Origin of the sequence: Streptomyces sp. NPDC097617, from assembly GCF_044761485.1 — a bacterium.
GTDB lineage: Bacteria > Actinomycetota > Actinomycetes > Streptomycetales > Streptomycetaceae > Streptomyces.
The window spans coordinates 97725-112759 of record NZ_JBIWCL010000019.1; the positions used below are offsets into that span (position 1 = coordinate 97725).

Sequence of the window (15035 nt, forward strand, 5' to 3'; positions counted from 1 at the left end):
GGTTCAGGCCTCCTCGGGCATCGGTTCGCGGGTACGGGCACCGGCGGGGCCGTCTTCCCAGCGCACGCTGAGGATCTCCAGCTCACGGCCCGACAGCAGTTCCACCTCGGTGGCCCTGCTGCATCCGGGGCAGCACAGTTCGGGGGGCATGCCCACCGCCCAGGTGCCGGGACAGGAACCGCAGCGGGCGCGGGCCGTCACGGACTCCGTGACGAGTTCGGCTCCTTCGAGGAGCGTTCCGGCGCAGGCCAGTTCGAAGCAGAAGGCCAGCGCGTCGGGGACCACCCCCGCCAGCTCACCGACCCGCAGCCGTACGGAGGTGACGGCGTGCGCGCCGCCCGCCCGGGCCGCCTCTTCCACCTGGCCGACGACGGCCATGGCGATCGACATCTCGTGCATATGACTCCGTCCTGCCGGGGCTCATTGAACCGGCGGGACGGGGTCCGTGCCGTCGGGCACGCCGGTACGCGGCGCGGCCCGTACGCCATTCGGGCGCCCACGTCGACATGCGCGCCCGCTGCGGTGTCACATCCGGCGCATGCGCAGGTAGCGCCGGATGTCGGGCAGGATCTGCAGTACTGCGACGGCGAGGGCGGCGGCCGCGGCCCCGCCGATGAAGGCCTTCTTCATGGGGTTCTCCTCAGTTCGCGGCCAGGCCGGTCGGATGCGTCGTGGTCCCGGCCGTGGATCAGGTCCAGGGCCGCGCGGACGGCCTCGGGTACGGCGGCGGCCACCGGTGCGCTCAGTCCGATGCCCTCCTCGACCCCGGCCGGTTCGCAGCCGAGGACGAGGGTCCGCCGCGGCGGGGTGGCTCCGGTTCCGGCGCACAGGGTGTCCAGCAGGGCGAGGACGGCGTCGGGGGACATGTGGTGGCCGTCGAGGACGGGCGGCGCCGGCGCCTGGGCGCCCGGTGCCCGCGCTACCGCGTGCCCGTCGGCCTCGATCAGGTAGAGCGTGCCCGGCTCGCCGCCGCGTGCGGTGGCGTCGATCAGCAGGAGCGTGTCGTAGCCGTCGAGGAGCTGGTAGGCGAGGTGGACGCCGCGGACGCCGAAGTCCACCACCTCGACGCCTTCGGGCAGGGGGTGTGCGGCCAGCGCCCTTACCGTCTCGACGCCGAAGCCGTCGTCGCCGAGGAAGACGTTGCCGATGCCGGCGACCAGGACCCGGGCGTTCACGCGTCCTCCAGCGGGGTGACCTCGTCGGGCTGGAAGTAGAGGAACCGGCCCTGCTCGCGGCGGATGTCCGCGCCCGGGTCGTCCTCCACGGTGACGGCGAGGTGCACTCCCCCGTCGACGTCGTGCAGGACGGCCTCGACCAGCGCGGTGCGGCCCTGGAGGAAGAGGTCCTGCGCGTCGGTGCGGCGCAGTCCGGGGCGGAGCAGGACCCGGCTGCCGGGGCCCACCGACGCTCCGCCGATCGCGATCCGGTCGCGCGCCGGGTCGGCGGTGTCCGCACGGGCCGGGTCCCACCACGGGGTGTCAGGTCTGAACACCACGTCCTCGGAGGGGATGTCCGCGAGCAGTGGCAGCTGCTCGGGGCCGGTGACCTCCCGCAGGGCCCGTACGGCGCCGTGCAGTCGCTCCAGGACCTCGGGGGGCATGGAGTCGGCGAGGTCGATCACGGCGGCGGCCCGGGCGTCGGTGCCGCGGGCCTCGCGCTTCTCCTGCTCGGTCAGGGCAGCCGTGCGCAGGGCGAGGATCTCGTCGATCTCGAGGGCGTCGTACATGGCGCCCGCGCTCTCGGGGGCGATGGCCGGGTGGTCCTCCAGGATGATCGGGGAGGACAGGACCACGTCGGCGCGGCCGGGTTCGCCCGCGAGCACCGGCCAGGTGTGGCGGTTCTCGCAGGCGGCCACCGCCTGCCTGGCCCATTCGGGCGGGTCGGTCATGGACAGGAAGGAACCGTGGTCCAGCCCGAGCAGGAGGTGGGCGGCGACCAGTGAGTGCGGCAGCGCGGCCTCGCGGTCGCCGGGGCCGGCCCCGGCGGGCGGGGTCCAGGGGCTGGTGTTCTCCACCACGGCCCGGAGCCGCAGCACGCGGTAGGCGCCGGGGAGTTCGGTGGCGTGCAGCCGCAGCCGGCCCTCGATCTCACCGGTACGCCGCACCAGGCGGCCCAGCGTGCGCCCGTCGGCGTCGAGAACGGGCTCGGTGTCGACGCGGGCGGGACGGCGGAAGGGGAAGGTGACACCGTCGTCGCCGAGCAGTTCGGCGACGGGCACGGTCACCTCGACCCGTTCCTCGGCGCCCTCGTCCCAGGGCACGAGGACCCGGTCGGCCAGGTGCAGCTCGGGGACCTCCGTGAAACCGCCGTCGTCCCCCGCCTGTTCGACCGTACGCCGCTGCGCGTGCAGGAAGCGCAGTTCCAGGGCGAGGGTCGCCGCGCCCCGGGGTTCCATCAGGATCTCGGTCTGCTGGAAGACGTGCTCCTCGTGCGCGCGGCCCCACGCCGGGGGGACGAGGACGCCGAACTGCCAGCGCAGCCGGTTCTTCGCGGCCGAGGCCCGGTACGGGTAGAGCACGTACCCCTCGAGGAGGACCGCGTCGGCCACCTGCCGGGCGACGGCGAAGCGGGCGTGGGGGGTGGTCGTCGTGGTCACGGAGCCGTCCTCCCGGTGAGGCGCGGCAGGATCGCGCCCAGCCGGACGGGACCCGGTGGGGCCGGCGGCTCGGGCGGGGCGGCCGCGTCCAGCAGGGCCCGTACGGTCGCCTCCCACGAGGCGAGCGCGTGGCGGGAGCGGAAGGCGAGCAGCTCGTCCATGGTGGCGCGGGGCAGCCGGAGCCATCCGCAGCCGGGGAAGTGCTGTTCGACCATCTCGCGCCACACGGCCACGGGCATCCGGTAGACGGCCTCGCGGTCCCAGGGCACCGGCTCGACGTGGAAGCCGGCGTCCCCGGTGAAGGCGGTGCCGGAGAACAGCATCAGCAGCGGTACCTCTCCCTCCGCCAGGGCTTCGAAGTAGCGGGTCGCGGCGATGTCCATGTCGTAGGTGCAGGGCACGACGAGGTCGGTCTCGGTCTCCCCGGTGAAGCTCGGGACCATGACGCAGACGTGGGCGAACTGCACGGGCTGGAGGGTGCTGCCCCACCGGGAGCGCTCACCGAACAGGTCCGCGAGGCCTTCCGCCTCGGCGGGGCCGTAGCCGCGCCGGGCCGGTTCGATGCGAATCTGGCAGCGCAGGGCGATGGCGTGCACCCGGGCGCCCCCGGCTGCGGTGATCCGCAGCCGGAAGACGAGGGTGGGGCCGGCCGCGTACGGGTCGGCGCGCACCCCGGTGCAGGTGAAGGCGAATTCGGTCATCGGGCCCCGTCCTCCGCCGTCACTGACGCCTTCGCCGTGACCGTGGCCGTGGCCGTGGCCGTGGCCTCGGACGACGTCCGCGCCGTCCCGGGCGCGGGCCTGGAACGGCGTTCCACCTGCTCGAAGAAGGTGTTCAGCGCGGCCCGGGCCTCCGCGCCGCCGTCGAAGCCCTGCCACAGCAGCCGCATCCGCCCCACCAGCTCGTAGCAGATGTCGATCGGCACCAGGTAGCACTCGGTGCGGCCCTCCGAGCGGCGCAGCAGCAGCGCCTCGACGTCGGGTTCGAGGAGCTCGGAGAGCCGGCCGGCGCCCAGTACGGTCTGCCAGGTCTCGGGGTCGAGTTCGCTCTCGGTGGCTCCGGCCGGGCTCGGGTAGAGGGCGACCAGCCGGTCGAGGGCGGCGTTGCGGAAGAAGAACGCGACGCCGACCGGGATCTGGAGGCGTTCCCACGCGCCGTCGTCGAGCCGGTGGCCGGGGTCGGTGAGGTAGCGGTCGGGTACGGTCCGCAGGCGTCCGGTGCCCGAGCCCGGCCGGTCGAACAGCAGGGCGCAGGCGGTGCAGGCGCAGACCAGGGAGCGCTGCTCGGTCTGCACCAGGTGGCGATGGCCGTCCGGGGACACGACGACCCCGCACAGTTCGCAGGTCTCGGGCCGGGGCGGGCGCGGGCCCGCGAACCGGCGCAGCCCGCGCGGGGCGCGCGGGCCGTCGTGGCGCGGACCGGGCCCGCTCACGGCACCCGTGCCGGGCTCGGGGGCCGGGTGCCGATCTGCAGGAGCGCGGGGGCCGGGGCCGGGGCGGGCTCCCGCTCCACGCTGCTCACCTCGGGGGCGAAGCAGGCGAGGCTGTCCTCCAGGGTGCGCCCGGCGCCGTCCTGGCCGCCGGATCCGCAGCCGCAGCCGGTGGGGGCGGCGGACGGGCGCAGCCGCAGTACGCCGGTCTTCTCGTCGAAGCCGAGCAGTTCCAGCGGTTCACCGTGGGCGGCCAGGGCGCGGCCGATGCGGGTGTGCACGTCCTCGGGGTGCAGGCCGTGCAGGGAGAGCAGGCTCGCGACGAGTTCGTCGTCGGCGACCGCCGCGAGGGGGCCGTCCCCGACCTTCTCGACGATCCGGGCGAGCCCGGCGCCGTAGAAGTCCATGAGGACGCGCACCAGTTCCTCGGCGGCCTCGCAGGCCGCCCGGTCCCCGGTGGCGGCGATCCGGTCGAGGACCTCCTCGACCCGGCGCCCGGCCTGCGGTCCGTCGGTCGCGGCCCTCATCCGCCCAGTCCGCTCAGACCGGTGGGCACGTGCATCGTCTTGACCGTCTTGCCGCCGCCGACGTACATGTGGACGCCGCAGGGCAGACAGGGGTCGAAGCTGCGAACGGCACGCATGATGTCGATGCCCTTGAAGTTCTCCGGGGTGTTCTCCTCGAAGATCGGGGTGTTCTGCACGGCGTCCTCGTAGGGGCCGGGCGTGCCGAAGGTGTCGCGGGTGCTGGCGTTCCACGGGGTCGGCGGATACGGGTGGTAGTTGGCGATCTTCCCGTCGCGGATGACCATGTGGTGCGACAGGACGCCGCGCACGGCCTCGGTGAAGCCGACCCCGAGACCCTCGTCCGGGACCTCGAACTTCTCCCAGGTCTGGGTGCGTCCGGCGCGGACCTCGGCGAGGCCCTTCTCGGCGCAGTGCAGGGCGATGGCCGCCGCGTAGGCCTGGAAGTAGGTGCGCGCGCGGTTGCGTTCCAGCGCGTTGCTCCACTTCGGGATCTTCCACTCGAAGCGGGTCTCGGGCTTGGTCATCGTGCGCGGCAGGGTGATCACGACGCTGTGGCCGGTGGCCTGCACGTAGTCGGTGTGCACCAGGCCCGACAGGGCGGTGGACCACAGGCGGGCGATGGGGCCGCCGCCGGTGTCCAGGGCCAGGTGGTCCTTGCCGTCGAACCAGCGGGGCGACATGACCCAGCTGTACTTGTCGTCGAAGTTGCGCTTCTGCGGGGCCGGGATGGTGTGCTGGTTCCACGGGTGGCGCGGGTCGACCGGGTTGCCGAGCGGGTCGTGCGTGACGAACTGCTCCTGCCCCTGCCAGTCGTCGTAGTACGAGCTGCCGAGCAGGATGCGGATGCCGAGGTTGATCTCGGTGAGGTCGTTCGTGACCAGTTTGCCGTCCACCACCACGCCCGGGGTGACGAACATCTTCCGTCCCCAGTCGGTCATGTTGGCGTACGTGAAGTCGCAGTACTCGGGGTCGTTGAGGGCGCCCCAGCAGCCGAGGAGGACGCGTCGGCGGCCGACCTCCTCGTAGCCGGGCAGGGCCTCGTAGAAGAAGTCGAACAGGTCGTCGTGGAGCGGGACGACCTTCTTCATGAACTCGCAGTACCGCATGAGGCGGCTCATGTAGTCGGTGAAGAGCTGGACGGAGGCGATGGTGCCGACGCCGCCCGGGTAGAGGGTGGAGGGGTGCACGTGGCGGCCCTCCATCAGGCAGAACATCTCGCGCGTGTAGCGGGAGACCTGGAGTGCCTCGCGGTAGAACTCGCCCTCGATGGGGTTGAGGGAGCGCATGATGTCGGCGATGGTCTTGTAGCCGTGCTCGCCGGCGTGCGGGGCGGGGGTGCGCTCGGCGAGTTCCAGGACGCCCGGGTTGGTCTCGCGGACCATCTTCTCGCAGTAGTCGACCCCGACCAGGTTCTCCTGGAAGATGTTGTGGTCGAACATGTACTCCGCGGACTCGCCGAGGTTGATGATCCACTCGGCGAGGTGGGGCGGCTTCACCCCGTAGGCCATGTTCTGCGCGTACACCGAGCAGGTGGCGTGGTTGTCACCGCAGATGCCGCAGATGCGGCTGGTGATGAAGTGCGCGTCGCGGGGGTCCTTGCCGCGCATGAAGACGCTGTAGCCGCGGAAGACCGACGAGGTGCTGTAGCACTCCGCGACCCGCTTCTGCTTGAAGTCGATCTTCGTGTGGATGCCGAGGCTGCCCACGATCCGGGTGATCGGATCCCAGGCCATCTCCACCAGGCCGCTGCCGTCTGCGGCCGCCTTCGTCTTCGGTGTCATCGTTTGTGCCGTGACCCTTCTTCGGTGCGGGGAGCAGGAGTTGGGGGGTCTTCCGGGGCGTTCTTCCGGGGCGTCGTCACCAGGGCGGGCGGTAGCCCGTGGTGAGGCTGCGGCCGCTCTGCCTCCACTTCGGTTCCTCGTCCACGGTGTGGGCGGTGACCGACCGGAGCCTGCGGATCAGTGCGCCGTACGCGCTGCTCGCCCGCGTCGAGACCTTGGCCCCAAGAGGTTCGTCCATGAACGGCATGAACTTGTCGGGGAAGCCGGGCATCGTGCAGGCGATGCAGATGCCGCCGACGTTGGGGCAGCCGCCGATGCCGTTCATCCAGCCGCGCTTGGGCACGTTGCACTTGACGACGGGACCCCAGCAGCCGAGCTTGACCAGGCAGAGCGGGGAGTCGTAGGTCTCGGCGAACTCGCCCTGCTCGTAGTAGCCGGCGCGGTCGCAGCCCTCGTGGACGGTGGCCCCGAAGAGCCAGGTCGGACGCAGCTTGTCGTCGAGGGGGATCATCGGGGCGGAGCCGGCCGCCTGGTAGAGCAGGTAGGTCAGGGTCTCCGAGAAGTTGTCGGGCTGGATCGGGCAGCCCGGCACACAGACGATCGGGATGCCGGCCTTGGAGGTCCAGTCCCAGCCCAGGTAGTCCGGCACGCCCATGGCGCCCGTCGGATTGCCCTCCATGGCGTGGATACCGCCGTAGGTGGCGCAGGTGCCGATGGCCACGACGGCGAGGGCCTTGGGGGCGAGGCGGTCGAGCCACTCGCTGGTGGTGATCGGCTGACCGGTCTCCGGGTCGTCACCGAAGCCGCACCAGTAGCCCTCGGGCTTGATCTTCTCGTTGGGGATGGACCCCTCGACGACCAGGACGAACGGATCGATCTCGCCCCGCTCGCCCTTGAAGAACCACTCGATGAAGGTGTCGGCGCCGCCGACCGGGCCGCATTCGAAGTCGATCAGCGGCCAGTGCACGGCGATCTTGGGCAGACCGGGCAGTACACCGGTCACGATCTCCTCGATGCTCGGCTGCATCGCCGCCGTCAGGGACACCGAGTCGCCGTCGCAGCTCAGGCCCGCGTTGATCCAGAGGATATGGATCACCGGGTCCTCGACCGTGTCCTGCGTCGCTGTGGCCATGGGACGGCTCCTCGGGGAGGGGATCGGGAGGGGCGGGCGGAGGCGGGCTGCCTCACCCACACCTTTCTTGCTAACAGCAGTCCGGACCGGGTGCCGCGTCAGGTACGGCCAGTCCAGTGACATCGGGCGGGCCCGGGGCGGCCGCGGCGGCGTGCGGGCCTATCCCGGTCCGCCGAGGTGCGGCGGGGTGCCGGCCGGACGCTCCTTGCGGACGAAGGCGCGGCGCAGGGCGTGGTAGGGGGCGTGCGGGTCGCGGAAGGTCCGCCCCATCAGGTCCAGCTCGGCCTCGCGGTGGGCGGCGAGCGGCCGGAGCGCCTCGTCCCGCTCGCGCGCCGCCTTCTTTCCGGCGATCCGGGAGGCGGTGGCGGGCAGGGCGGCCAGGCGGGCCGCGAGGCGCTCCGTCTCGCGGGTGAAGTCGCCGGGCGGGCAGGGGAGCGTACGGTCGACCAGTCCGAGCCCCTGCGCCGCGGCGGCGCTCAGCGGGAGGGCCTCGGTGGTGAGGCGGTCCGCGAGTGCGGGACCGACGCGGCGCGGCAGGGTGTACGTCCAGTACTCGGAGCCGTGCAGCCCCATCAGGCGGTAGTGCGGGTTCAGGACGACGCCCGAGCGGCACCAGACCTCGTCGGCGGCGAGGGCGAGCATGGCCCCGCCGGCGGCGGCGTTGCCGCCCAGCGCGCTGACCACGAGCCGGTCGGTGGTGGTCAGCACCGCCTCGACCAGGTCGTTCATGGCGTTGATGTTGGCCCAGGACTCCTCGGCCGGGTCGGCCGCGGCCTCGATGACACCCAGGTGGATGCCGTTGGAGAAGAAGTCGCGGCCGCCGCCGAGGACCAGGACGGTGGTGGGGCGGGTGCGGGCGGTCCGGTAGGCGTCCAGCAGCCGGCGGCAGTGCGCGGTGCTCATCGCGCCACCGGGGAAGGAGAACGTCAGAAAACCGGCCTGGCCCTCCTCGTGGTAGCCGATGTCCGACCAGGTGCGGCGGTGGGGGCCGCTCTCCGGTGGCGCGGGGACCTCGGGAAGCGGCGGCAGCCGGTCCGCGAGTGCCTGCGCGGCGGGAAGCTTGAAGGTCGCCGGGCCGCCCGGGAGGCGGCGGGCGCGCAGTTCCGGGATCCAGACGGCGCCGTCGGCCGTGGCCCGGCACACGGCCCCGTCCCGGGTGGCCAGCAGCTCGCCGGGGCGTCCGCGCAGCCGCTCCTCCCGGTGCCCGCCGTGCAGGAACCACTGGCCGCCGAGCAGCTCGTCCCGTACGCCGGGCTGCGAGTCGGCGGCGCGCAGCGTGCGCAGGACGTCCTCGGTGCGATCGCGCTCCCAGTCGATCCGGCGCTCCTCCTGGCGCAGGAGCGGCCGGGCCCGGCCGTCGGCCTGCGGCTGCGGGGTGTACGTGCCGGAGGCGAAGCGTTCCACCGCGAGCAGGACGGCCTCCAGGGCGGCGTCGGCGATCTCACCGCGGTAGAGGTCGCTCTTGCCGACCGGGGGCAGCGGGCACGCGACGCTCGCCCAGACGTCGCCGGCGTCCATCTCCGCGTTGGCCTGGAGGACCGTGACCCCCCAACGGGTCTCGCCGTCCCGGACGGCCCGGTCGAGGGAGGAGGGGCCGCGGTCGCCGACCGGTCCCGGGTGGACGACCAGGCAGGTGTGGGCGGCCCAGACCTCCTCGGGGATGGCCGTGCGGAGCATCGGGGCGACGACGAGGTCGGGGCGGTGGCCGCGGACGGCATCGGCCAGGGAGGCACCGGGCAGGGCGAGTTCGACGGCGACGCGGTGGCCGTGGTCGCGCAGCTCGGCGTGGACTCGCTGCGTGAGGCTGTTGAACGCGCTCGCCACGAGCAGGACGTACAAGTGATCTCCCAGCGGCGGCGGCCCGGATCCGCGGGTGCGCGGTGCCCGGCCTGGTCGGCGGACCGTGGCCGGAATATGACCGGCCGCCTGAGATGGTCGGGGAGTTCGGGCCGCCCGGGGCCGCGGCCCGCGCGGGGGGTCACTCGAAAGCGCCCCTTCCGGCGTCCGCTCGGCCCAAGGGGCGGGACGCCCTCCGGGTGGCTGAGCTGGGCCGTCCAGCTCGTCTAGGTGCGCTCCTCGATCCCGATGGCCTGGGCGAGGTCCTGGTGCGCGCGGCCCGGCTCGCCCTCGTACTGCTCCAGGAGGGCGGCGGCGATCGCGTCGAGCTTCTGCTGGATCGCGTGCTCGGCCCGGCGTTCGGAGTTCTTCAGCAGGGCCAGGAGCAGCAGGGCGACCGCGCCCATCGCGTCGCCCAGCAGGTGCTGCCAGCTGGTGCTCAGGTGGGCCAGGTGGGCTCCGAGAAAGGCGGCCACCAGCAGGACGCAGAAGACGGAGAAGGCAGGGGAGCTGGTCAAGTTCGAGGCCAGCTCCGCCAGCTTCTCGAACCGGCCGAGCCGCCCCGGGCCGTTCTTCTCGGCGGGATGTTCGAGGGCCATGGTCAGCAGGTGCCCGATCTCGCCGCGCCCAATCACATCGGGCCGGTCAAGCACCCGACCGGCCCAGATGGGCTCGGACCGAGTGCTTCCCCGACCCGTTCCGGGCGGTCGCGGCACTTCAGCCCAGGCGGGCCGGGGAGGAGGCCCCGGGGGCCAGTAGCTCGGGTGTGCCGCTGCCGTCGGCGGGTACGGTCCACAGGTCCGTGCTGTCGGCGGCGCCGTCGGTGGGCAGGCCGTAGGCGAGGGTGCGGTCGTCGAGCCAGGCGGCCTGGTCGTCCACGCTGCGCTTCTCCGCGAGGGCGTGCTCGCGCAGCGTTCCCAGGTCCATCACGTGCTCGCGCCAGAGCGAGGCCCCGGCCCGGACCCGCTTCTTGTACGCGATGCGTGTCTCGTCCGGGGACAGCGACGGGCATTCGACGTTCTTCGCGAGGGTGGTGACGGAGCGTCCCGAGATCGAGCCCTTGACCAGGTGGGTCTCGCCGCCGGTGGAGAGGGTGGCGTAGAAGGTGTCGTCGTCCTTGGAGAAGGTGACCCCCCAGAAGTTCACGTCCTGGGCGCGGTGCTCCCGGCCGTCCATCCTGATCGTGAACTCCTCCAGGTTGGCCTCCAGCTTCCAGGTACGGGTGTCCACGATCGCGGTGCGGGTGGAGAAGAACGCGGCGCCGTAGGACTCGCCGGAGACGAAGACGGTCCAGGCGGCGAACCGGCCGCTGGGCGAGACCCGGGCCCGGCTGGGGGTGCCCGCGAGGGGGAAGCTGCGCAACGGGCGCAGCTCGGAGTCGACGATCAGTGCCTTGTTGTCCTGGGCGAGCGCGCCCGGTGTGGAGCGCAGGCACACGCCGGTGCCCGCGGCGGCGTAGAAGCGCTGGCAGTTCAGGTCGGAGGCGGTGCGCTCGGAGTCGGGGGCGTCGGCAGGGACCGAGGCGAGGACGCCGCGGTGCGGGCCCTGGCCGCCGTTGAGGAAGGTCACGGTGCCGGGCCGGGTGAGGCTGACGGTCCCCGGGGCGACCGTCGGGCCGCCCGCCGAGGGCTTGTCGTCGCGGGAGGCGGCACGCAGCACGAGCGCGGCGGCGAGGCCCCCGAGCAGCAGTACCGCCACGGCGAGGACGAGCAGGCGGCGTGGCAACGACAGAGTCATCTGGTGGGCCTCACGGGCTTCCGGTGCGGTTCGGGTCGGGGAGGGCGGCATCCGGCACGGCCGCCGGGCGCAGCACGAAGCCGGCGACGGCCGCACAGCAGAGCAGGCCGGCCGCGGCGGCGGCCAGGGCCGGGCCGGTGCCCCACAGGGTCCACGCCGCGCCGAAGGCGAGCGAGCAGCCGAAGCGGGCCAGCGCCTGGCCGGTACCGACCAGGGCCAGGCCGGTGGCGCGCAGTTCCGCGGGGACGGTGGCGGCGACGGCGGCGGGCAGCACGCCGTCGGTGGCGGCGTAGAACATGCCGTGCAGCGCGAGGACGAGGTAGGGCAGCGCCGGCTGGTCGGGGGCCCACAGCAGCAGCGCGTAGCCGGCCAGCAGGAGGGCGTGCCCGGTGAGGAACACGGTGCGCCGGCCGATCCGGTCGGCGAGGGCTCCCGCGGGTACGGCGAGCAGCAGGAACACGGCGGCGGTACCGATCGGCAGCAGCGGGAACCACTGGTCGCCGATGCCGGTGCGCCGTTGCAGGAGGAGGTAGACGAAGGCGTCGCTGACGGTGGTCAGGCCCAGCAGGACGGCGCAGATCGCGAGGTTGCGCAGGCGGGGCCGGCGCAGCAGGCCGAGCGCGTCGCGCAGTCGGACGGGGGCCGGGCGCTCCGCGGCGGGGGCGGCGCCCTCTTCGCCGTCGTCGCCGGGGGCTCGGGGGCGCGGCGGCCGGGGCGGCAGGGGCCGCGGCCGGGGCCGGGTGCCGCCGGCACCGGACGGGACGAAGAGCATGAGCACCACGACGCCGAGGGCGGCGACGCAGGCGCTGACGCCGAAGACGGCGTCGTATCCGTCGGCCGCGACGCTCAGGATGAGGAACGCGGCGAGCGGGCCGAGCAGCGCCCCGGTGGTGTCCATGGCGCGGTGCACACCGAAGGCGCGCCCTTGTAACTCGGGCGGTGTGGACAGGGAGATCAGCGCGTCGCGCGGGGCGGTGCGCAGTCCCTTGCCGGTGCGTTCCAGGGTGAGGATCACACTGATCGGGCCCAGGCTGTGGGCGAACAGCAGCAGCGGTTTGCACAGGGCGGACAGGCCGTAGCCGATTCCCGCGATCAGCTTGTGGTTGCGGACCCGGTCGGCGAGGTGCCCGCCGGTCAACTGCACGAGGGCGCTGACCCCGTTGTAGACGCCGTCGAGCGCCCCGAAGCCCAGGGGGCTCAGGCCCAGCCCGGCGATCAGGTACAGGGGCAGGACGGCGGTGACCATCTCGGAGGAGATGTCGGTGATCAGGCTGACCGTGCCCAGGGCCAGGACGGTCGGGGCGACCGCGGAGGCCCTCACGGCTCCCCGGGCCGGAGCGGGCTTCTCGCCCGCGGGCGCGGAGCGGTCCGCGAGGTACATGCTCTGGAGCTCCCGATGCCGACGGACTGAGTTCACTCGAACGTGCGAGGCACACCCTAATGGTTGTACGGGCCAACAGTGGGGCGTACGAGGGGATTCGGCGTCCGACCCCAGGTGGGCCCGGGGATCAGCCCTGCCGGCTGCTCTCGTCCCGCAGCCAGGTGGAGAAGTCCTGGTCGCGGATGGCCTTCCGGGAGCCCCGGCGGGCGGCGAGGGCGGCCAGCACGAACACCACCACCCCCGGCAGCAGGGCCGGTCGGGCCCGCAGCACGGCACGCAGATCGGCCGTACCGGTGCGCGCGGTCTGCTCCGACACCGGCTCCGGCGCCGACTCCGCCACCGACTCCGACACTGACTCCCGCGCGGACTCCGGCGCCTGCTCCGGAGCGGACCCCCGCGCCGGCTCCCGCGCCTCGGCCCGCCGCGCGGCCTGGAAGCGCTCGTACTCGGCTGAGGAGGTCGCCGCGCGGACCCGTCGCCGGATCAGGTCGGACCAGGTGCGCGGCGGGCGGACGACCACCCGGGCCTCCTCCACCACGCGCCGCTCCCCCGGCCCGAAGGCCAGCGACGCGGCCAGGTCGTCCGCCATCAGCGGGGGCAGTGCGGCGAGCCGCGCGTGCCCCGGCTCGTTCACCGCGATGACCCCCCGGCCGAACAGGCCCTCGCGTACGGCGGGCAGCCGCTGCCACACCCCGTAGTACGCCCGGACCGGCCACGCGCAGCCGGCGAGCGGAATGTCCCGGCCGGGGGCGACGGCGAGCAGGTCCGGGTTCCGGTCGAGGGCACCCACGAGCGCCCGTACGTCCGCGGCGCCGACGACGACGTCGGCGTCCACGTACAGCCGGGGGAAGCCCCGCGCGTGCTCGTCGCCGACCCGAAGTGCGAGGTGTTTGGAGGGAGTCGGCACCTCCACCACGCGTACGCGGTCCCCGCGCCCGCCCGCCGCCCGGGCGGTGTCGTCCGTACAGCCGTTGCACACCACGACGATGTCGGGCCCGGTCTCCGAGGTGTCGGCCAGGAGCGCGTCGAGGAGCCGGCCGATGACCCGGCCCTCATTGTGGGCCGGTATCACGATGCTGGTCACCCGGGCAGTATGCATGCTCGAAGACCCGCTCCACGTGATTCCGCCAACTCTGCCCGGGGGTACGCCCGGTGGACTAGATTGAGCGGCGCCGACCGGATTCGGCACGCTTCGGCGACGCCGTTCTCCGGAACGGGCCGAGTCGGCCCGGAGCGGCAAGGGGTAGGGGTTCGGCTGCTTGTGGGGAACAGGCGGTCGGGCCGGGGGGCGAAGTACGCGAATCACGCAAAGCATCGGTTGTGGGGGGCCATCACCGTTGAGCAGGTCACGCACGGGACGCGCAGGCGTCCGGGCTGCCGTCGACGGCATTTCCCTCCATCACACGCGTCCCGGCCATGAGTTGGCGACACGCCGTCCGGCGTGCGCGGAAGGAAGGGGAACGCCGTGAAGGACACCGCGAAGGACGCGGGGCAGGGCGCGGGCGCCACCGGCAAGGGGTCCGCCCCCTTAGGTGTCGCCGTCGTCGGCGCGGGCTACTGGGGCCCCAATCTCGTCCGCAACTTCCAGTCCAGTGACCGGTTCCGGCTGCGGTGGCTCTGCGACCTGAACGTGGACCGGGCCCGGCAGGTGCTCGGCGGATACTCCACGGTCCAGGCGACCGGCGACTACGAGGCGGTCCTCGCCGACCCGGAGGTCGACGCGGTCGCGGTGGCCACCCCGGCGGGCACCCACCTGGACGTCGCCCTGGCCGCCCTGCGCGCCGGCAAGCACGTCCTCGTGGAGAAGCCCCTCGCCGCCACGTACGAGGACGGGCTGCGGCTGGTCAACGAGGCCGAGGAGCGCGGTCTCACGCTGATGTGCGACCACACCTACTGCTACACCCCGGCCGTGGGCCGGATCCGGGAGATGGTCCGCTCCGGCGAACTCGGCGAGATCCACTACGTGGACTCCGTACGGATCAACCTGGGGCTCGTCCAGAAGGACATCGACGTCCTGTGGGACCTGGCCCCCCACGACCTGTCCGTCCTGGACTTCATCCTGCCGGACCATGTGCAGCCGGTCGCCGTCGCCGCGCACGGGGCCGACCCGATCGGTGCCGGCCAGTCCTGCGTGGCCTACCTGACGCTCCAGCTGAGCACCGGCGCCATCGCGCACGTGCACGTCAACTGGCTCTCCCCGACGAAGGTCCGCACCACCATGGTGGGCGGCTCCAAGCGCACCCTGGTGTGGGACGACCTCAACCCCACGCAGCGCGTCGCGGTGTTCGACCGCGGGGTGGACCTGAGCGCCCCGCAGGAGATCGGCGCGGACGAGCGCCGGGACATGCTCGTCTCCTACCGGACCGGCGACATGGTGGCGCCCGCGATCGGTGAGAAGGAAGCCCTGCGCAGCATGGTCGAGGAGTTCGCCGCGTCCATCAGGACGGGACGGGCGCCGCTGACCGACGGCCGGGCGGGACTGAAGGTGCTGGACATCCTGGAAGCCGCCTCCCGGAGCCTGGAGTTCCGCGGAGCCGTCGTCGGACTGCGCACCGGACGTTGAGCGTTCGCGGTCCGATCACACGCAAGACCACGACCGAATTCAGTGGGGGCAGG

15 protein-coding genes are annotated in these 15035 nt (G+C 73.1%); 1 reads left to right on the plus strand and 14 read right to left on the minus strand.

Features of this window, described 5'->3' with window-relative positions:
• Positions 1-3: 3 nt before the first annotated feature.
• From ACIQZO_RS27020 to ACIQZO_RS27085, 14 genes are all read right to left on the minus strand, one after another.
• Positions 4-399 (minus strand): hydrogenase maturation nickel metallochaperone HypA, encoded by a 396-nt coding sequence (locus ACIQZO_RS27020; protein WP_403630831.1) that lies wholly within the window; start codon positions 397-399, stop codon positions 4-6.
• A gap of 126 nt (positions 400-525) precedes the next feature.
• Complete coding sequence (locus ACIQZO_RS27025; protein ID WP_403630833.1) at positions 526-630, minus strand: DUF6893 family small protein; 105 nt, start codon at positions 628-630, stop codon at positions 526-528.
• The gene (locus tag ACIQZO_RS27030; RefSeq protein ID WP_403630836.1) at positions 627-1175 is read right to left on the minus strand and encodes a hydrogenase maturation protease; all 549 of its coding nucleotides are present in this window, start codon (positions 1173-1175) and stop codon (positions 627-629) included. Before ACIQZO_RS27030 ends, ACIQZO_RS27025 begins: the two co-directional genes overlap by 4 nt.
• On the minus strand, positions 1172-2596 hold the full coding sequence (locus ACIQZO_RS27035; RefSeq protein ID WP_403630839.1) for a hypothetical protein: 1425 nt from the start codon (positions 2594-2596) through the stop codon (positions 1172-1174). The genes ACIQZO_RS27030 and ACIQZO_RS27035 overlap by 4 nt, the downstream gene beginning before the upstream one ends.
• The gene (locus ACIQZO_RS27040; RefSeq protein WP_403630842.1) at positions 2593-3297 is read right to left on the minus strand and encodes a DUF6084 family protein; all 705 of its coding nucleotides are present in this window, start codon (positions 3295-3297) and stop codon (positions 2593-2595) included. The genes ACIQZO_RS27035 and ACIQZO_RS27040 overlap by 4 nt, the downstream gene beginning before the upstream one ends.
• Positions 3294-4028, minus strand: coding sequence for a DUF5947 family protein (locus ACIQZO_RS27045; RefSeq protein ID WP_403630844.1), 735 nt, complete (start codon positions 4026-4028; stop codon positions 3294-3296). The genes ACIQZO_RS27040 and ACIQZO_RS27045 overlap by 4 nt, the downstream gene beginning before the upstream one ends.
• Positions 4025-4552 (minus strand): hypothetical protein, encoded by a 528-nt coding sequence (locus tag ACIQZO_RS27050; RefSeq protein WP_403630847.1) that lies wholly within the window; start codon positions 4550-4552, stop codon positions 4025-4027. The genes ACIQZO_RS27045 and ACIQZO_RS27050 overlap by 4 nt, the downstream gene beginning before the upstream one ends.
• Complete coding sequence (locus ACIQZO_RS27055; protein WP_030765281.1) at positions 4549-6333, minus strand: nickel-dependent hydrogenase large subunit; 1785 nt, start codon at positions 6331-6333, stop codon at positions 4549-4551. The genes ACIQZO_RS27050 and ACIQZO_RS27055 overlap by 4 nt, the downstream gene beginning before the upstream one ends.
• Before the next feature lie 76 nt (positions 6334-6409).
• Positions 6410-7465 carry a hydrogenase expression protein HypE gene (locus ACIQZO_RS27060; RefSeq protein WP_403630850.1) on the minus strand — a complete coding sequence of 352 codons (1056 nt, stop codon included), beginning with the start codon at positions 7463-7465 and terminating at the stop codon, positions 6410-6412.
• 159 nt (positions 7466-7624) lie between these two features.
• Positions 7625-9304 (minus strand): hydrogenase maturation protein, encoded by a 1680-nt coding sequence (locus tag ACIQZO_RS27065; RefSeq protein ID WP_403630854.1) that lies wholly within the window; start codon positions 9302-9304, stop codon positions 7625-7627.
• A gap of 224 nt (positions 9305-9528) precedes the next feature.
• Entirely contained in the window at positions 9529-9936 is a 408-nt protein-coding gene (locus tag ACIQZO_RS27070) for a low affinity iron permease family protein (RefSeq protein WP_403630857.1), read from the minus strand.
• Between the two features lie 82 nt (positions 9937-10018).
• Positions 10019-11032: a TolB family protein gene (locus ACIQZO_RS27075; RefSeq protein ID WP_403631007.1), complete on the minus strand. Its 1014-nt coding sequence runs from the start codon at positions 11030-11032 to the stop codon at positions 10019-10021.
• Positions 11033-11048: 16 nt separating this feature from the next.
• Positions 11049-12419, minus strand: a complete 1371-nt coding sequence (locus tag ACIQZO_RS27080) for an MFS transporter (protein WP_403630860.1) — start codon at positions 12417-12419, stop codon at positions 11049-11051.
• A gap of 127 nt (positions 12420-12546) precedes the next feature.
• Entirely contained in the window at positions 12547-13503 is a 957-nt protein-coding gene (locus ACIQZO_RS27085; RefSeq protein ID WP_403630863.1) for a glycosyltransferase family 2 protein, read from the minus strand.
• 381 nt (positions 13504-13884) lie between these two features.
• Between ACIQZO_RS27085 and ACIQZO_RS27090 the strand changes: the two genes are divergently transcribed.
• Complete coding sequence (locus ACIQZO_RS27090) at positions 13885-14982, plus strand: Gfo/Idh/MocA family protein (protein WP_403630865.1); 1098 nt, start codon at positions 13885-13887, stop codon at positions 14980-14982.
• The last annotated feature ends 53 nt before the right edge of the window (positions 14983-15035 follow it).